The organism is Pseudomonas sp. B33.4 (genome assembly GCF_034555375.1).
GTDB lineage: Bacteria > Pseudomonadota > Gammaproteobacteria > Pseudomonadales > Pseudomonadaceae > Aquipseudomonas.
The window spans coordinates 2,445,364-2,463,607 of record NZ_CP140706.1; the positions used below are offsets into that span (position 1 = coordinate 2,445,364).

Genomic DNA, 18,244 nt, shown 5'->3' on the forward strand with positions numbered 1-18,244 from the left:
TCCATCGGCTGCTTTGTCCGTGAGGGCTACTGATTGAGGCCTTCGTAATGCACCAGAATCGCATTGGCCAGATCTTCATCGCTGGCGTTGAGCCCTGGGTTGTCCTGGCGAACCTGTTGCAGTACCGATTCAAGATAAACCCCACGAATGGCCCCGCCACTGGCGACAAATGCAGACAAGTCGTCACGGGCCGGAATCACCATTTTGTGATCCTTGAAGGTCGAGTACAGCGACGCGGAGACACCGGCCGAGGTGGCAACGTCGCCAGCATCAACGCGGGCCAACGCCGAACCGACCGGCAGGCATAAGAGTAAAGAAGAAACGAGCACTAACTTGCGCATGACGGTGTTCCTCCACAAGCGCGAAGCAAAAAGGGAAGGATTACATAATGTGAGAGGGGCGCGGTGGGCCGGAGTTCCGTGGGGCTGGAAAGTCTGCGTTATTGCAAGACGGACGCGGGCAACGCCATTGCGGGTTGCCCGGCCTTCAGACTGCGACGGGTCAGATCACCCCGCAAGCCATACGATCGCCGCCACCGCCCAGCGGTTTGGGCATGTCGGCATGGTTGTCGCCACCGGCATGGATCATCAGCGCATGGCCCTTGATCTCGGCGATCTTTTTCAGGCGCGGCGCCAGCACCGGGTAGTTGGCGACGCCGTCAGCAGTCACGTAAACCGCGGGCAGGTCACCCAAATGGCCGTCAGCATACGGGCCAAGGTGCTTGCCGGTTTTCTGCGGATCGAGATGCCCGCCAGCGGCCAGTGCGGCGCCTTTCACGCCGTCCTTCATGCCGGCTTCGCAGCTACCGTTTTCATGCACATGGAAACCGTGCACGCCGGCCGGCAAGGACTTCAGATCGGGCGTGAACAACAGGCCATACGCGGTTTCACTGATGGTGACCGAGCCGATCGCCTGCGGCGCGCCGTCTGCGCTGACCAGATTGATGGCGACTTTTTCCGTCGCCGCCTGTGCGGTTCCGATGGCGAAGGTGCCGAGCAAACCTAACCACAATGCGCGTTTCATAGCGTTTCCTTTTGCTGCATGAGAATTCAGAACGACGGACTCAATAGCCTGCCGGCATTAACCGGCGATGAAGGCGTTAGCCGTGCGCGTTGAAAAGTGAGACTTGCCGCGCAATCCGAAAGTTTTACGCCAGTGTGCCTGCATGCCGACACCTGCTGACACGCTCTGGCGCGGCAGACCTGCGCAAATAGGCTTAACTCAAGGTCTGACAGGCGTTTGCGGGCGTGGCCAAGGAGGAAAACCCGGTGTCGATCAAACTGCGTTTAATGTTGCTGATTGTGACAAGTTTGCTGACGGCCCTGATCGTGAGTCTGGTCAGCTACGTCGGCAATCAGCGGATGGCTTCGGCGGTCAGCGATAACGCGGTGAGCATGAGCGCGCTGCGCAACCACATGGAAGCCGACATGATGCACGACGCCCTGCGCGCCGATGTCTACTCGGCGATGCTGGTGGGGCTGGGCAAAAGCACCAGCACGGCGAGCGAGGTGCGCGACTCGATCAACGAGCATGCCGGGCATTTTCGTGAGGTACTTGAAGACAATCTCAAGTTACCGATCAACCCGACATTGCGCACGGCGCTGGAGCAGATAAAACCGAGCCTCGACACCTACATCAACACCGGCGAGCGGATTGTCGGGTTGGCGCTGGACAATCCCGATGCCGCTCAGCAGGAACTGGGCACCTTTAATACGGCGTTTGGCCAGTTGGAAGAACAAATGGCCGCGTTGAGCGAGTTGATCGAAACCAACACGCGGCAGACCAGCGCAGGCACTGAAGCGGCGATCCGCAATGCCAACCTCGCGCTCGGTGTGGTGTTGATCGCTAGTCTGGTGCTGCTTTTGGCACAGGGTCGCTGGGTCATTCTGAGCATCATGGGGCCGCTGAAGACCGCCAGTCGCATCGCCGAAAGCATCGCCCACGGCAACCTCAGCGAGCCGATCGCCGAGCCGTCCGGCAAGGACGAAGCCAGTGTCTTGATCCGTACGCTGGCGACCATGCAGCGCGACTTGCGCGACATGATCGATGTGGTGCGGCGCAACGCTCACGGCGTCAGCGGCATGAGCGAACAACTTAGTCAGGGTTGCCATCAGGTCGCCGACAGCAGTCAACAACAAAGCGTCGCCGCCGGCACCATGGCCGCCGCCGCCAGCCAGATGACCGCGAGCATCGAGGAAATCACCCGCCACGCCGAACGTGCCCTGAGCATGGCCAATCAAGCCGAAACCCTGGCGAAAGAGGGCGGCGGAGTGATTCATCAAGTGGTCAGCGATATGGACGATATCGCGCGTTCGGCGCAACAGTCGGCACAAGTGATCCGCACACTGGATCAGGAATCCGAAGCCATTTTCAACATCATTCAGGTGATCAAGAGCATCGCCGACCAGACCAATCTGCTGGCGCTCAACGCCGCCATTGAAGCAGCCCGGGCCGGCGAGCAGGGACGGGGTTTTGCAGTGGTCGCGGACGAAGTACGCAGTCTGGCGGCGCGCACCAGCGCTTCCACCCAGGAAATCGCTGCGATGGTCGCGCGCATTCAGCACAGCACCCGCGAGGCGGTCAGCAGCATGGAGGCGGGTGTCGCGCAGGTCGACAAGGGCATGGCGGTGACGGCGGATGTCGAGCGGGCCATCCGCGAAATCCTCGATGCGACGTTGAGCACGACGCAACTGGTCAACGACATCACCCGCACGATTGGCGAGCAGAGCCAGGCCAGTAACGAGATTGCCCATCAGGTGGAAATGATTGCCGGGATGTCCGAGGGCAACAGTCGGGTGATCGGGCAAACGGCGAATACGACTGATGAGTTGTCGAGTCTGGCGGGGCAGTTGGCGCAGTCGGTGGATCGGTTTCGGTTGTGAAAGCGGTTGGAACAATTGCAGTTGTGGCGTCTTAATTTGCCTCATCGCTGGCAAGCCAGCTCCCACAATGGGCGGTGGTGTAAACACAATTGCATTTACAACATCGAACCCTGTGGGAGCGGGCTTGCCCGCGATGAGGCCAGCCCGGTCAATATCCATTCAGGCTAGATAGCTCCCCTCAAAACTTGAACGCCTGCCGCCCCACCAGCAACCACTTGCCATCCTGCTTCTGCCAGATCTGAAAGTTCTCGATCTCGGTCGGCACCACCTCGGTTCCTTTCAACGCCTGCGCGGAAAAGTGGTGGCGTACCAGCGCGGTATCGCCTGAGAGTGTGATGGTCTGCTTCTGCATCTCGAGGGTCTTGAAAGCGCTTCTGCCGGTTTCGATGTCGGCAATGAATTCCTTCTTGTCCTGAATCTTGCCGCTGGAATGGCCGTAGGTCAGGTTGGGCGCGGTGAGTGCATTCAGTTCGGCGATGTCCTTGTGCAACATTGCCTGGGTCAGATGATCGACCGCTTGGGCGACATCTTTTTCTGCCGGGGCCGACGCGGCCATGGCGTAGCCGTTAAAGGCGCAGAGGAAACCGATGAGGAGTCGGGTTTTGGTCATGGACGTTGTTTCCTTGTTGTTATGGGTGATGACTGCGCGACTTGTTCGTCAGTCATCGTACAACTTAGCAGGTTATCCAGAACTTAGGCACTCCTTCCACATCCTTAGTCTTCAGGGATCATGTTCAGCCTTCGTCGGCCGATAGTGTCCTGAGCGGAAAAAGACTCTCAAGTCGGGAACAGACGCGCGGGTTTGCCCTGACGTGATATTCTTCGCGCCAACTTGGTTTGACCTTATTCAGTTTGCTTGCCTCAGGGCGGGCCGACGGAATCCCTGTCGCTCAAGTAGCTGAGCCAATAATGATAAGAAGTCAGTTCAGAAGGGACATTAACTGAGGTCGATGCAGCATGTCGGCCTTGTGTGCCCACCCGTCAAAATTGAAGTGTGCCGGAATCTGCGACGCTAGCCTGAGCGTCATCAAAGCGGATCGCATGCAGATAACAGCGGCGGGCGGAAGGCGTTTTATCATAGGTGCAACAGATGTTTAAAAAAGTGAACACAGCCCTGCTGGGTCTGGCTTTGGCGATGGGGATGACATCCGCCAATGCTGACGAAGCAAAGAAAGTCGACGTTCTGCTGATCGGCGGCGGCATCATGAGCACCACCCTCGGTGTGTGGATCAATGAGCTGGAGCCAGGCTGGTCGATGGAAATGGTCGAGCGCCTCGACGGCGTCGCCCTCGAAAGCTCCAACGGCTGGAACAACGCCGGTACCGGTCACTCGGCACTTGCCGAGCTGAACTACACCCCGGAAGACGACAAAGGCAACGTAACGATCCCGAAAGCCGTCGAGATCAACGAAGCGTTCCAGGTCTCCCGTCAGTTCTGGGCCTGGCAGGTTCAGCAAGGCGTTCTGAAGAACCCTCGCTCGTTCATCAACACCACTCCGCACATGAGCTTTGTGTGGGGCGATGACAACATCAAGTTCCTGAAAAAGCGCTACGAAGCCCTGCAAGCGAGCCCGCTGTTCGCCGGCATGCAGTACTCCGAAGACCCGGCTGTGATCAAGAAGTGGGTCCCGCTGATGATGGAAGGGCGTGACCCGAACCAGAAAATCGCGGCCACCTGGAGCCCGCTGGGTACCGACATGAACTTCGGCGAAATCACCCGCCAGTTCGCCACGTACCTGCAGACCAAGCCTAACTTCGATCTGAAACTGTCGAGCGAAGTCCAGGACATCACCAAGAATGCCGATGGCACTTGGCGCGTCAGCTACAAAAACCTGAAAGACGGCACTAAAACCGAAACCGATGCCAAGTTCGTGTTCATCGGCGCGGGCGGCGGTGCACTGCACCTGCTGCAGAAGTCGGGCATTCCTGAAGCCAAGGAATACGCTGGCTTCCCGGTAGGCGGCTCGTTCCTGGTGACCGATAACCCGGCCATCGCTGAACAGCACCTGGCCAAGGCCTACGGTAAAGCGTCGGTTGGCGCACCACCGATGTCCGTTCCGCACCTGGACACCCGTGTTCTGGACGGCAAGCGCGTCATCCTGTTTGGCCCATTCGCAACCTTCAGCACCAAGTTCCTCAAGGAAGGTTCGTACCTGGACCTGCTGACCAGCACCACCACCCACAACATCTGGCCTATGACCAAGGTCGGCATCAAGGAATACCCGCTGGTCGAGTACCTGGCTGGCCAACTGATGCTGTCGGATGAAGACCGTCTGAACGCGCTGAAGGAATACTTCCCGAACGCCAAAGCCGAAGACTGGCGCCTGTGGCAAGCCGGCCAACGCGTGCAGATCATCAAGCGCGATGAAGCCGCTGGCGGCGTGCTGAAACTGGGCACCGAAATCGTTGCTGCACAAGACGGCTCCATCGCCGGTCTGCTGGGCGCATCGCCAGGCGCGTCGACCGCTGCACCGATCATGCTGAGCGTGCTGCAGAAAGTCTTCAAAGACAAAGTCGCAACGCCTGAGTGGCAATCCAAGCTGCACCAGATCGTGCCAAGCTACGGCACCCAGCTGAACAGCGATCCAGCCAAAGTGGCTGCAGAATGGGCCTACACCGCCAAGATCCTCGAACTGCCGACACCTCCAGTGATCGGTCAGGTGGCTGCTCCGGCCGCACCTGCAGCTGAAAAGGCTGAAGCTCCGAAGGAAAACGCTGCACGTGACATGGCTCTGTAACCAGACGCCTGACACACAAAACCCACTGAACCGGCGACGGTCAGTGGGTTTTTTATGGCAAATAGTTTTGTAGGAGCTGTCGAGTGAAACGAGGCTGCGATCTTTTGATCTTGATCTTGCTTTTGAAAGATCAAGATCAAAAGATCGCAGCCTGCGGCAGCTCCTACAGGGCTTTGGCGGACGCCAGATAAGCACCGAGCCGCCGGCCCATCTCTTCGCCCAAGGCTTGCAGACCGCTGAGTGGCCGCACCATCACCTCGAACTCGACAATCTTGCCGTGCTCATCGAAGCGAATCATGTCGATGCCTTTCAGTTCCTTCGAACCCACCTTGGCGCTGAACTCCAGAATCACATTCAAGCCATCGGCAGTCGCCAGCTCACGGTGATAGGTGAAGTCTTCAAACACCTCGAACACGGTATTGAGGATCATCGACACCACTGGCGCGCCCGGATAAGGCGTGTGGGCCATCGGCGAGCGGAACACGGCTTGCGGGTCGAGCAGGCCGGGCAGGGTGCTGAGGTTGCCGGTGCGGATCATTTCGTGCCATTTGCCTAGCGATGCGGCGACGATGGGTTGCAGGTTCAGGTCGGTCATGTTCACTCCAGGATTTTCTTGTTGTTGTCGCGACGGCAATGACTCTAGGTCAACCACGCCGAAATTGAACCCTTGTGCGGCGATCTGAATATCGGCCCATGGCCCATGCGGATCAGATGCGCATCTGATCCGTATTTTTTCACTGGATCTGCCTCTGTTACCAGCTCAGTCATCCGCTCAAAATAGCCCCACGGTTCGGCACTCGCGGCAGTCCTTCATCCCGAAGCGCCCAGTGCACCGCAAGCTCAGCATTGAGGAGAGCAACATGAACAAGATGGCGATTTTTCTGGGTGGTTTTCTGACACTGACCATTCTGATCGGCCTGCTCGCAACGATTTCTCCGGTCTGAGGCGACCCTTTTCCAGTGACGTCCAAGGGTGTGTCGCGCAAAGCATGTTTAAATGCCGCGCCACACACTTGTAAATGGACTTCAGTCATGGCCGAACACCGCATTCGCGCGCTCGCACTTTGCGTTTTTCATCACAACGGGAAAATTCTGGTTAACGAATTTCGCGATCCGGTCAGCCAGCAAACCTGCTTTCGGCCTCTCGGCGGCGGTATCGAATTTGGCGAAACCAGCGCTGAAGCGATCGTGCGCGAAGTGCAGGAAGAGTTGGGCCTGTCTATGACCGATGTGCGCCTGCTCGGCACACTCGAAAGTCTTTTCGTTTACAACGGCAAACCGGGACACGAAATTGTCCAGGTATACGACGCGACGTTTGTCGATCTGGGCGTTTACGACCACGCACAGATCGATGGCCATGAAAGCGACGGCGCGCCCTTCACCGCGCTCTGGCATGACAGCTCAAGCTTCAGCGAGCAGGCGCCCTTGGTGCCAAAAGGCTTGCAGGAGCTGCTGATGAGTACTGGATTGCTCGGCTGAGCTCAGTTGGGGGATACGAATTCCGGTGCAATCGATTCACCGACTTCGCGCGTACTCGACGAGATCTTTCGGGTAAACCCAGTGATCGACATGGCGATCATCCAGGCCATACAGAAAGACAATCGCCGCAGCTTCGAATGCCCAGTAGCCGACGTAGTTACCGTCGTCGCCCTGTAAGTGCGTATCGTGCCAAGGCGCTTGTTCGAAAGCTGGATACCAAGTCTGGCAATACTCCTTGAGCAGCAGGGACGCCTCTTCGCGTGTGTCGGCATAAATTGCCTGTACGAGAGGGGTGTAGACGTCGTGATACCACTGATCAACGTCTTGCCGATCAGGCAGGACTTTTTTCAGCAGGTCTTCATAGAGCGTGTCGTCCCCGGCGTAACCAGCGTCGTCCAGAAGTTTAACGAATCGTATGAGCAGGTCCTTGCGGTCGAGCAGAATGCACAGGCTGATCACTTGAACGGCTTCTTCGTATTCATCTGGCCAATCATCAATGGCGAGTGGTGAGATTTGCGGTACATCTTCGTAGGCGGCCAGCCTCTGCTGGCGCAGTTCATACTGATCGAGCAAGTCTTCGAGTAACGGGAGGAGAGCTTCGATAGGCTCGCCAACGGTATAAGTTGCAAGCAACTTATCAAGCGCCAGTCTCTGAAAGAATGCCGCGCGCAGGCTCGCTTCTTCGTCGTCAGAATCTGATTGGAAGCGATTGGTCTTGAAGAACTCCACGACAGCATCATGTTCCCTGAGAAAGTGTGCGTAGTGGCGTCTGCTGAAAAAGGATTGGCGTTCGCTCGCTTTTATTCCTGCACTCACGCTTCACCTGACCAATACCAAAGCGTATCGCCCCAACGGGAGTCGTTGATCTTCGGCATGAGTTCACCCTGTTGGAAATGACGGCGGGAGTTCGCCTGAGCAGGCGTGAACCAATAGCCGGTCCGGCTGCATGCATCGCCGGCAACGATTCGGCCAACTTGTGTCATTCGTGGGCTTTGATGATTTCTCGCGTAGTCGACCAGATCTTTCGGGTAAACCATATGGTCGACGGCGTGATCATCGATGCCATACAAAAATGCGACGGCGCCAGCTTCAAACGCCCAATAGCCCACGTAGTTCCCGTCCTCTCCCTGTAGGTGAGCGTCGTGCCAAGGCGCATGCCGGAATGCGGGATACCATTGTTTGCAATAAGTCAGTAGCAGCTCGGAAGCTTCTTCTTTTTCATCTGCGTAAATCGCCTGTATCAACGGCGTGTAGACATCGTGAAACCACTCATCAACATCGTCTCGATCAGGCAACACTTTGCAGAGAAGATCTTCGTAGAGTGCGTCCTCTCCCTTGAAACCCGCATTGTCCACCAGGCTTATGAACCGTTTCAGAAGATCAGTGCGGTGGAGCAGGACACACAGACTGATCACCTGTACGCACTCTTCATATTCGTCCAGCCAGCTGTCGATAGCCAGTGGAGAGATATTCGCGATCTGTTCGAAAGCTGCCAGTTTTTGCTGGCGTACTTCATATTTTGAAATCAGGTCTTCAAGCAGAGGCTCTAACTCTGGAATATCGACGCCGGCGGTATAGGAGATCAGCAGCTTTTTTAAAGCAACTGTCTTGAAGTGATTCGCCCGCAGTGAGGCTTCCTGTTCCGGGGAGTCAGATTCAAAGGTGTTGTTTTTCCAGAACTCCTCGGTGTCCACGCTGTAGGCGAGAAACTCCGCATATTGAGCGTCGCCAAGGAGATTTTGTTTCGTTTTCATCGGAGCTCATGTGTTCCTAGATAACGTAAATGCTGTTGGAGCAGAGCCGAAGCTTGCGCAATGTTGTCGATTTCAATCACCTGACCAATACCAAAGCGTATCGCCCCAATTCGAGCCACTGAACCGAGGCATTATTTCCCCCAAGTCGAAGTAACGTCGGGAGTTTGCCTGTGCGGGGCTGAACCAATAACCCGCGGCGCTACAAGGCTGACCGGCCTCTATTCGTGCTGGAGTTTTCGAATGCGCATCGTCTTGGTCGAATCGCGCGTACCAGCGCTCGGTACTGTCTTGTTCGAAGCAGTTACCGTAGGGTGAATAAGTGTGCAGTTGATCGGGTTTTGGATTACGAAGCTGTTTCAAAACGCGGTTCACCGCTACATAGGTTACGGGCAGAGGTTCATGGATAGCGCCCAGTTCGGGTAAAGCGCCGGCGCGAATGATCAGTCCGCCCTGATAATCCAGCATCTCGACGTCGCCACGTCCGCTTAAGGCGTGGCGTAATCCGTCTTTACCTCCCAGTTGCTCGGTAAATCGAGTGCCTACAATGGTGTACCAGTTGACACCTTTGATGTGATCAAGCAATTCTCGTTTGAAGTTGTGCACCATTGAGTCAACTTCCAGACCGACATATTGCTGCGCCAGTTGAAATTCCATGGGCATGTAACGATCGAAGTCGTAGGGCAGTATGCTCGAGAGTCCGCCGTAGCCATGTTCGGCTTCAACCTGATCGCACAAGTAAACCAGCCATTCTTCAAAGCGCGCGACGCCATCGGGCTCTTTCAGGAAACTCCAGGGCAATGTCATCTTCAGGTATGAGCGTTTTTGATCGCCATGCACCTCGAACGAGTTCAGTGCGGACAGGCTGTACGCAGCAGCTTCGTTCGCCGTTGCGGCGCTGCTGATGTGCCATTCGTATTGTTCGTTTGGCCCTGACTCGCGGATTTTTTCCTGGGTTTTGCTGAATCCGGAATCTGTCAGCTTCTTGTAGCGGTCGTCGAACTGTCCCTTCAGATGCTGGCCGAACTCTTCCTTGAATCGGGTGAAGCATTGCATGACATTGCGCTTGCTTTGCAGCGAGTAGCCTTCCTTGAAGTAGAGGGTTGCGATCAGCCCGAGTCGTACAACGGGGGTGTTATCGGGTAGCTCAAACGTCAGGTCTGGAGCTTGTTCGCTCAGTTTTTCCAATGTATTCATAAAGCTCTCTTTTATCAGGCTGTCGCCGCAGCAGTGATAGCAGCGCCGCCCAAAATGGTGGCTAGCACGGCCCATGAAAGCTGAGCCAGTCGAACGATAACCAAAATTGCTGCGACGATAGCAGCAGGCACACCGGCAGCAACCAGTGCCGCTCCAATAGCAAAAGCCACCACAACGGTGGCAACGACTGTTCCTACGTCAATCAATACTTGCATCCAGTCGATTTCCTTGAGCTTTTCCAAGGTCAGGTCGGTGAAATGCTGAATTTCCTTCCACGCAGCCCTGAGTTGCTCATCCGTCCAGCGAACGATCTTCGCACCTGTTTCACTGACCCATTCCCAGGCTTTTTGAGACTCACGTCTAATCCATTGACCCTTGATTCCGAGCCACGTAGCGGCGTCTTCGAGGTGTTGTTGCATTTCTTGCGATAGCCTTCGAATGCCCTGAGCACCTTGCTCCAAGAGCCCTTCAACGGCCTCTTGAAGTTGCGTCCAGCTTTCGACCCGCGCCGGTCTGGGTGTCGCTGTTGGGCCGTACGCGGGAACAGGGACCGGAGCGGGTCTTGGGGCTTGCCCCGGGCCTCCGGTCGGGGGCAGCAAAACAGGCCATTGCTGTGGGTTGAACTCACCAGTAGGCTTATGTTGTCTGTTGTATTCGCGGTCGCGTTCACGCTCGCCGTCATCTCGACAATCATTGATTTCGAGTACAGAAAAACGGTTTGGGCCACCTGCTATATCTAGATAAGCCTCTCGCTGTGCCATACCGAGGACGTCCCCGGGAAACTTCACTTCCACTAGCCTTTCCAGATTATCCGGGTGCGCAACACCTTGATGATCTGTTCCAGCTTGTCCCGGCCAACGCAAGCTGCGTGTCTTGACGATGATAACGTCGGGACGCCGTAATAATCCTTTGACTGAACCTTTAGGGAATGGAAAGAGTGAATGGCGCCGCGTGGGGTCTGGCTTCACGTCGTCGCCCAGCCATGAGGAACTCAGGAATGGTTTGGGGGGGAGGGACGACATGTCGAAGCAGACTTCAGCTTTGTAATCCCATTTGAATTCCCAGCGGTATTCATCTGCCCGAATCAATCCACTCATTACCAGCTGTTTAAGCTCCATGCCGGTGAAGTCGCCATCTTTGGCTTTTTTTATCGTTAATCTGGGAAACCGCGATGCGTAATTGGCTTTTTCCATCAGATACGGTTTGTTATCAGGATTGGGCAGCGGTGCTTGTTTGACCGTACCTTCGATACTGGTGTTCGTGCAGCCTTGTGGCGTTTGAGGTGGTTGCATGACCGGCATGATTCAGCCCTCCGAGTTGGCGTTTTTGAAGTCCAGGGTCATTTCCTTGGGTGCGCTTTCCCCTGCCCTGATCAACGGCTCTTCAGGCTCGGGTTTGCGAACAGGTGTCAGCAGTTCAACCTCTGCCGGGCTGCTGCTGTGTGCCTGAAAGGTTTTTCCTTCTTCGTTGGTATAACCGGCAATTCGGGTGCCATCAGCGAGCTTCAACGTATAGGGGGTACCTACCAGAGGTTCACCGGTTTTCTCATCCAGCAACAGGTAGCGCGCCTTGTGACTGCGCGGCGCGCTGTCAGGCAATTGGCCGAATTTATCGGTGTCAACTGCGCCGGGAATCAACGGCACCAGAATCCCGATCCCGGTGCCCACGCCGGGCGAGCCGCCGGTATTGATCTTCACCTCAGCCCCGCTAATGGTCACACCACCGGCATCCACCTTCACAAAACTCCCGCCAGCCTTGGCCGTGAGTTCCATGGCGCCTTCGACCACAACCTTCTGGCCTGCGTAGTAATGGATTTCTGACCCAGCCTCAACAAACTGCGCAGTCCCCACCTTCAGATGCTGCGTCACACCCACGGTCAGGTGATCATCCGCGCGCATCTCGCTAATCCGATCCAGGTGCGTAATCCGATGCTCTTCAACCTTGAACTCACTCAGCGTATTGGCTTCAACCGTGTCGTGCCGTTCATTGCCCACCCGGATCTTCTGATCGTGCTCAATGTTCTCATCCCAATCGCGCTGGGCGTGGATGTAGATCTGCTCGGCGCCTTTCTTGTCTTCGATGCGGAATTCGTTGTAGCCCTTGCCACCCGGTGAACTCAGGGTTTTGAAGGTGCTGCGGGTCTTGTTTGCCGGCAGGTCGTAGGGGACGACGTTTTCCTTGTGGTACAGGCAACCGGTGACCAGTGGCTGATCGGGATCGCCTTCAAGGAAGGTGACGAGGACTTCCATGCCGATGCGCGGGATGGCGATGCCGCCGTAGGCTGCGCCGGCCCAGCCGCTGGCGACGCGCATCCAGCAGGTGGTTTTGTCGTTGGACTGACCGTCGCGGTCCCAGTGGAATTGCACTTTGATCCGGCCGTATTGGTCGCAGTGGATTTCTTCGCCTGCGGGGCCGGTGACGACGGCGGTCTGGCTGCCGAGAGCTTGCGGTTTCGGGTGTTCAAGGGCAGGGCGGTAGTGCGCGTCCCACGGGGTGGCGAGGAAGCTGTTGCGGTAGCCCTGGTGGAAATCGCTTTTGTTATCGGTGACGTCGCTGGTGACGTTTTCGCCGAGCACTTGCGGTTGTTTGCCTTCGTGGAAGACTTCCAGCAGCAGCCACAGGTCGTTCCATTCGGTGCGCGGGTGTTCGGCGAGCGTGAGGAAATGGCCGCTGGTGAGGGTCGGTTCGTCACCTTTGCCTTCGGCGAGTTTGTAGTCGCTGCGATGGCGTTCGAGGGCGCGGGTGGAGAGGAATTTGCCGCGCTCGCGGGTGGTGAAGCGGCCGGGGTAGTCGTAGTCCTCGAGGTCCGGGGCGAACTCGGTTTTGACCGCGCCTTCGGGGAGGATCTTCGGTTTTTCGAAGTCGTAATCGCGGCGGCTGACGCGGGTGGTGCGGGTTTCCAGACGCAGGTTGAAGCGTTTGATCATCGGTTTGTCGGCGGCCATGCCGGAGTCTTGCTGGTAGCTCACGGCTTTGAGTTTGCGGAACACGGTCTGGTCGTCGCCGAACACCAGTTTGTGGCCGCTGCTGCTGTGCTGGAAGTGGAAGTGAATGCCTTCTTCTTCACACAAGCGCTGGATGAAATGCAGGTCGGATTCGTCGTACTGCACGCAGTATTCGCGTTCCGGGTACTCGGCGCCGAGCTGGAAGCTGTAGGCGTCGGCGAGGATGCCGCGATCCTCCAGCACTTGGGCGATGATCTTCGGTACGGTCAGTTGCTGGAAAATCTGCTGATCGTGATTGTGCCGCAGGTAGGCCAGTTGTGGCACCAGACTGAGGCTGTAACGGGTCAGGGTTTTGCCGGAGTCGCCTTGCTCGATGCGATAGACCAGACCGTGGATCTTGCCTTCGCCGGTAGGGCCGAAAGTCAGGACGCCGGGTTTGTGCAACAGCTCTTCGAGTTTGAGGTCGGGGCGGGCGCTGACGAGTTCGAGGTCGAAACGGAACGGTTGGTTGAGGGCTTCGCGACCGGTGAAACTGAGGACTTGCAGGTCGGCGTTGGCGCCTTCGACAGTGAAGGTAATGTGGCTAGCGTTTGCTTCCAGCATGCTCGACTCCATCCATTGGAAAAGCTGTGCCGATGTTGCAACAACTGAAACAGCCGATCAAGCGTCCAAACGCGCCATAATCAGCGATCAGACTCAGCTCACGATTCAGTCACCGAGGGACGGACGAGCCATGGATTCGCTGATCAACGCCGCCGGCCGCGCGCTGTCTGCTGGTGACCCGCTAGGCGCGTTGAACTGCGTCGCTCTGCGTGAGGACCCGCCGGCGCTGGCCCTGCGCGCAATTGCCATGGCTCAGCTCGGTGATCTGCCCCGCGCCAAGGCGTTGTTGCAACGGGCGATAAAGGCGTTCGGCAGCAATGAACCGCTGTCGCGGGCGCGCTGTGTGGTCGCCGAGGCCGAGGTGGCGCTGGCAGCGCGGGATCTGGGCTGGCCGGTGAAGGCGCTGGAGGCGGCGCGGCGGGTCTTGCAGGAGCACGGTGACGGCGTGAACGCGGCACACGCGCGCTATTTGCAGATTCGCCGGTTGCTGTTGATTGGCGAGCTGCAAGAGGCCGAAACGTTGCTGGGTGAAACTGACCCGGCACCGTTGCCGCCGGCGCTGCGTGCTGCTCATGAGTTGATCGCCGCCGGGATTGCCGTGCGTCGGGTCCAGGCGCACATGGCCGGCGCGGCGCTGGCTCGGGCGCAGGCTGCGGCGCAACAGGCCGGGATCGCCGCACTGAGCGCCGAGGTCGATCACGCCTGTCACATGCTCGCTGCGCCGGCGGCGCGGTTGATCGTTGCCGGTCAGGCGCAACGGGTGAATCTGGCGCAGGTTGAAGCTTTGTTCAACTCGTCGACACTGATCGTCGATGCCTGCCGCTATAGCGTGCGCGGTGCCGGCATGACGGTGGCGCTGGCCACGCGGCCGGTGCTGTTCAATCTCGCACGATTACTTGCGCAAGCCTGGCCGGGCGATGTGGCGCGCGAAACACTGTTCGCCACAGCCTTTGGTTTTCCCCTCACGGATGAATCGCACCGTGCTCGCCTGCGGGTCGAAATTGGCCGATTGCGTGCAGCGTTGGCACCGCTGGCGAACATCAGCGCGACGCCAAAGGGGTTTGCGCTGATGGCCGAGGACTTGGCACTGCTGACACTGCCGGTCGAAGACAAATACGCGGCGTTGCTGGCTTTGCTCGCCGACGGCGAGGCCTGGTCGAGTTCAGCGCTGGCATTGGCTTTGGGCAACAGCCAGCGCCAGGTGCAACGCGCCTTGGAGGCTCTGGCGCGGGCGGACAAAGTGCAGGCGTTCGGTGTCGGCCGGGCGCGGCGCTGGATGACGCCACCGCTCCCGGGTTTCGCGACGATCTTGTTACTCCCGGTGTCGCTGGGCAATGGCTAGGCTGGACCCACACACCCACGAGGAAGTTGCCATGAAACAAGCAAATGCAGAAGTCCTTCGCGAGTACGGTCCTTTTGATGACATCAAAGGCATACACGGCGTGACATTCGATGGCCAGCAGGTCTGGTTCGCCAGCGACGGCCAGCTCAATGCACTCGATCCGGCCAGCGGCGAAACCGTGCGCACGATCAAGGTTGGCGCCGACGGCGGCACTGCGTTCGACGGCCAGCACCTGTACCAGATTGCCGACCGCCGCATCCACAAGATCGATCCGGCCACGGGGCGCGTGCTCCACACCATCCCGGCCCCGGGGAATGGCGGCGACTCAGGCATGGCCTGGGCGGATGGCTCGTTATGGGTCGGGCAGTATCGCGAGCGCAAGATTCATCAGATTGATCCGCAGACCGGCGAGATCCTGCGCACGTTGGAGTCGAACCGCTTTGTCACCGGGGTGACCTGGGCGGATGGCGCGTTGTGGCATGGCACTTGGGAGGCGGATGAGAGTGAGCTGCGGCGGATCGATCCGCAGGACGGAAAGGTGATCGAGTCGCTGAAGATGCCAAAGGGCTCGGGTGTTTCGGGGCTGGAGGCCGACGGAGCCGATCGTTTCTATTGCGGTGGCGGCGACAGTGGTCGGGTGAGGGCGGTGCGTCGGCCCAAATGATGGGCTCTGCACCGGCCTCTTCGCGAGCAGGCTCGCTCCCACAGTGATTGCGGATGAACACAAATGTTGTGAACAACTTCAAACCCTGTGGGAGCGAGCCTGCTCGCGAAAGCGCAGTGTCAGGCACCACTGTTTCGACGACGTTCAATACCCTCCGCGCCGCCGATGTCCAGCAACCTCCTTTCCAGCAGGACATTCTCAAGGGCCTGACGCTCGACCGGCGCCATTTGGTGTTCGCGCTTTTTCAGCTCCAGCAGAATCGGGCTGGACCAGGTGCGGTAGGTCTGTTCGATGTTGCGACGCGACGTCATCAGTCTCTCCTTGATCAAGAGCCCGGTGTTGCGGGCAGGGGCTCAATCCGATGAGGTATTAACGTTAGACGACAAAGCCGGAAGTCGCGAATGCACCGCGATCCCCTGTAGGCGTTGTTGCGCAAATTAATGGCTCGGCACGATCACGGGTGGCTGCGGTCGTACTCTTCACATGGGCGTATCACTTGTGGAGATCCAATGAGCCAGGAAGTCCTGACCACCGAAACCAACCGCCGCCAGTTGCAGCAGATCATCGCCGGGCTGTCCGACGGGGTGATCCTGCTGGAGCTGGATCAGAGCATTCTCTGGGCCAACGAAGCCGCGCTGTCCATGCACGGTGTCAGCCGGATCACCGATCTGGGCCACAACGCCGACGAATACGCCAAGAAATTCAACCTGCGCTATCGCAATAATCACTCGATCAGCGCCGAAAACTACCCGATCAGCCGGGTAGCGCGCTGTGAGAGTTTCAATGACGTGCTGATCGAAGTGTCGCCGACCGATGATCCGGAGCGCGTCTGGGTGCACAGCGTGCGCAGCATGATCCTCACCGATCGCGAAGGGCAGCCTGAGTCGCTGGTGCTGATCATGAGCGACGTCACCGATTGGGCGAACGCTGAGCAGCGCTTCGAAAAGACCTTCAACGCCAACCCGGCGCCGGCGGTGATCTGCCGCCTCAGCGACCTGCGCTACATCAAGGTCAATCCCGGTTTTCTCGAGATGACCGGCTATACCCGCGAGCAAGTGATCGGCACCTCGGCCTATGAAATCGACATCTTTGAGCAAGCCGAGAAAAAGGATCTGGCGATTCAGCGTCTGCGCGACGTCGCGACCATTCCGCAGATGCAGGCCGAACTGCGCCTGCCCGATGGCGGCAGCAAGCAAGTGATCGTCGCCGGCCAACCGCTGACGCTCAACGATGAGGATTGCATGCTGTTTTCCTTCGTCGACATGGAGCCGAGGCATAGGGCCGAGGTGGCGTTGCGTCAAAGCGAAGAGCGTTTTGCCAAGGCGTTTCGCTTGACGCCGGTGCCGATCCTGATTTGCAGTGCCGACGAGCAGCAAGTGATCGACGTCAATCAGGCGTTCCTCGAAACCCTGGCCTACGACAGTGAGGACATGCTCGGCAAAACCGTGACGCAGCTGGATTTCATCGATGACAGCGGTGCGCGCACGCGGTTGCTGGCCGCGCTTGAGAAAAACGGTCGAGTGGATCGGGTGGATGTGCGGGTGCGCAAGAAGGATGCGGAACTGCTCGAGTGTGCGCTGTCGGCCGACACCGTGAATATTCAGGACATGCCATGTTATTTGCTGGTGTTGATGGATATCACCGAGCGCAAGCGCACCGAGCTTGAGCTGGTGGCGGCGATTGAAGAGGTGATGAAAGATGCTTCGTGGTTCAGTCGGACGCTGATCGAAAAACTGGCCAATGTGAAGAAGGTCAACTCGCCGCAATTGCCTAGCGTTTCGTTCACTGATCTGACGGCGCGTGAGCGTGATGTGCTGGGGTTGATCTGTGAAGGGCTGGCGGACAAGGAGATCGCGGCGCGGCTGAAACTGGCGCCGAACACTGTGCGTAATCATGTCGCGACGGTGTATTCCAAGCTGGATGTACATAGTCGCAGCGAGGCGATTGTCTGGGCGCGCGAGCGTGGATTGTTTGCCGGGGATTCGAGCGTCAAGGGCCAGCGATAGGGTGCAAATGCACTAGTGGGTCTGGTGCAATTTGAGGTGTTGATGTCGGGCGGCTGTTCTTAGTCTGTTGGGGTGCGGTGCGAGCCTTTTGAGGTTTGTGGTCGCGTCCCTTCGAAGTTGCTAAAGGAACAGCCGCAATGATGAATCTTGTGCAGTTGCGCGCGCAGCTTGAGCGCAGTTTTTCGCCGCTGGCGTGTGAGTGTCTGGTGGATGGTGATCATTCGCTGACCGTGAAGCTGTATCACCCGGTGTCGGGGCAGGTGGATCTGGTGATCAGCGGGTTGAAGCTTGATGCGTTGCGTACGCCTGAGGCTGTTGAGGCGTTGATTGAAGAGTTGCGGTATGAGCTTGAGAGCAATTCTTTGCGTTTGTTTCGGGATCCGGATTTGGCTTAGGGCTTTTAGGCTTGGCGGCCTTTGGGCCGACCATGCTCTTGGGGTTTTGGGTGTATATCCGTTTCTTCGGGTGCTGCGGCTGGCGGTTCCGCTCTTACAGCGGGTCACTTTTTCAAACGCCAAAAAGTAACCAAAAGGCTGGGCCCCGGCGTTCGGCCCACTCGCTAAAGCTCGGGGTTCCTTCGTTCCGGGATCGATCCGGGGGCAGCGCCTACGGTTTGCTTCGCTGCACCTCCTCTCGCTG

At 57.9% G+C, this 18,244-nt stretch carries 16 protein-coding genes and 2 pseudogenes; 8 read left to right on the forward strand and 10 right to left on the reverse strand.

Going from position 1 to position 18,244, the window contains the following annotated elements; genetic code table 11:
• Window positions 1–26: 26 nt before the first annotated feature.
• Both U6037_RS10810 and sodC read right to left on the reverse strand, forming a co-directional pair.
• Window positions 27–341: a DUF2388 domain-containing protein gene (locus U6037_RS10810; RefSeq protein ID WP_122594408.1), complete on the reverse strand. Its 315-nt coding sequence runs from the start codon at window positions 339–341 to the stop codon at window positions 27–29.
• Window positions 342–501: 160 nt separating this feature from the next.
• Entirely contained in the window at window positions 502–1,023 is a 522-nt protein-coding gene (sodC, locus tag U6037_RS10815; RefSeq protein ID WP_322846731.1) for a superoxide dismutase [Cu-Zn] SodC, read from the reverse strand.
• 266 nt (window positions 1,024–1,289) lie between these two features.
• On the opposite strand from sodC, the pseudogene U6037_RS29425 reads away from it, so the two are divergent.
• Window positions 1,290–1,979 (forward strand): annotated as a pseudogene (locus U6037_RS29425) (MCP four helix bundle domain-containing protein); the annotation flags it as partial.
• 309 nt (window positions 1,980–2,288) lie between these two features.
• A pseudogene (locus U6037_RS29430) lies at window positions 2,289–2,882 on the forward strand (methyl-accepting chemotaxis protein); the annotation flags it as partial.
• Between the two features lie 178 nt (window positions 2,883–3,060).
• Here U6037_RS29430 and U6037_RS10825 read toward each other — a convergent pair.
• Window positions 3,061–3,492, reverse strand: coding sequence for a nuclear transport factor 2 family protein (locus tag U6037_RS10825; RefSeq protein ID WP_105709004.1), 432 nt, complete (start codon window positions 3,490–3,492; stop codon window positions 3,061–3,063).
• Window positions 3,493–3,972: 480 nt separating this feature from the next.
• On the opposite strand from U6037_RS10825, the gene mqo reads away from it, so the two are divergent.
• Window positions 3,973–5,619: a malate dehydrogenase (quinone) gene (gene mqo, locus U6037_RS10830; RefSeq protein WP_322846732.1), complete on the forward strand. Its 1,647-nt coding sequence runs from the start codon at window positions 3,973–3,975 to the stop codon at window positions 5,617–5,619.
• A 163-nt stretch (window positions 5,620–5,782) separates the two neighbouring features.
• On the opposite strand, the gene U6037_RS10835 is transcribed toward mqo, so the two are convergent.
• A complete protein-coding gene (locus U6037_RS10835; protein WP_322846733.1) occupies window positions 5,783–6,214 on the reverse strand; it encodes a nuclear transport factor 2 family protein in 432 nt (143 codons plus the stop codon).
• A gap of 436 nt (window positions 6,215–6,650) precedes the next feature.
• Here U6037_RS10835 and U6037_RS10840 point away from each other — a divergent pair, with 436 nt between their 5' ends.
• Complete coding sequence (locus U6037_RS10840) at window positions 6,651–7,097, forward strand: NUDIX hydrolase (RefSeq protein ID WP_322846734.1); 447 nt, start codon at window positions 6,651–6,653, stop codon at window positions 7,095–7,097.
• Window positions 7,098–7,133: 36 nt separating this feature from the next.
• Here U6037_RS10840 and U6037_RS10845 read toward each other — a convergent pair whose 3' ends face one another.
• From U6037_RS10845 to tssI, 5 genes are all read right to left on the reverse strand, one after another.
• Entirely contained in the window at window positions 7,134–7,826 is a 693-nt protein-coding gene (locus U6037_RS10845; RefSeq protein WP_416221711.1) for a PoNe immunity protein domain-containing protein, read from the reverse strand.
• Window positions 7,827–7,909: 83 nt separating this feature from the next.
• Entirely contained in the window at window positions 7,910–8,851 is a 942-nt protein-coding gene (locus U6037_RS10850) for a PoNe immunity protein domain-containing protein (RefSeq protein WP_322846735.1), read from the reverse strand.
• Window positions 8,852–8,923: 72 nt separating this feature from the next.
• The gene (locus U6037_RS10855; RefSeq protein WP_150650735.1) at window positions 8,924–10,045 is read right to left on the reverse strand and encodes a DUF3396 domain-containing protein; all 1,122 of its coding nucleotides are present in this window, start codon (window positions 10,043–10,045) and stop codon (window positions 8,924–8,926) included.
• Between the two features lie 14 nt (window positions 10,046–10,059).
• On the reverse strand, window positions 10,060–11,346 hold the full coding sequence (locus tag U6037_RS10860) for a VRR-NUC domain-containing protein (RefSeq protein ID WP_007919616.1): 1,287 nt from the start codon (window positions 11,344–11,346) through the stop codon (window positions 10,060–10,062).
• Window positions 11,347–11,349: 3 nt separating this feature from the next.
• The gene (tssI, locus tag U6037_RS10865) at window positions 11,350–13,593 is read right to left on the reverse strand and encodes a type VI secretion system tip protein VgrG (protein WP_322846736.1); all 2,244 of its coding nucleotides are present in this window, start codon (window positions 13,591–13,593) and stop codon (window positions 11,350–11,352) included.
• Between the two features lie 130 nt (window positions 13,594–13,723).
• On the opposite strand from tssI, the gene U6037_RS10870 reads away from it, so the two are divergent.
• Both U6037_RS10870 and U6037_RS10875 read left to right on the forward strand, forming a co-directional pair.
• Complete coding sequence (locus U6037_RS10870) at window positions 13,724–14,935, forward strand: helix-turn-helix domain-containing protein (RefSeq protein ID WP_322846737.1); 1,212 nt, start codon at window positions 13,724–13,726, stop codon at window positions 14,933–14,935.
• Window positions 14,936–14,966: 31 nt separating this feature from the next.
• Window positions 14,967–15,599: a PQQ-binding-like beta-propeller repeat protein gene (locus U6037_RS10875; protein ID WP_322846738.1), complete on the forward strand. Its 633-nt coding sequence runs from the start codon at window positions 14,967–14,969 to the stop codon at window positions 15,597–15,599.
• 119 nt (window positions 15,600–15,718) lie between these two features.
• Here the strand turns inward: U6037_RS10875 and U6037_RS10880 are convergent, their stop codons facing one another.
• Complete coding sequence (locus tag U6037_RS10880; RefSeq protein ID WP_322846739.1) at window positions 15,719–15,910, reverse strand: hypothetical protein; 192 nt, start codon at window positions 15,908–15,910, stop codon at window positions 15,719–15,721.
• A 198-nt stretch (window positions 15,911–16,108) separates the two neighbouring features.
• On the opposite strand from U6037_RS10880, the gene U6037_RS10885 reads away from it, so the two are divergent.
• Window positions 16,109–17,605, forward strand: a complete 1,497-nt coding sequence (locus tag U6037_RS10885; RefSeq protein WP_322846740.1) for a helix-turn-helix transcriptional regulator — start codon at window positions 16,109–16,111, stop codon at window positions 17,603–17,605.
• A gap of 137 nt (window positions 17,606–17,742) precedes the next feature.
• Window positions 17,743–18,000: a DUF1652 domain-containing protein gene (locus tag U6037_RS10890; protein ID WP_127926739.1), complete on the forward strand. Its 258-nt coding sequence runs from the start codon at window positions 17,743–17,745 to the stop codon at window positions 17,998–18,000.
• The last annotated feature ends 244 nt before the right edge of the window (window positions 18,001–18,244 follow it).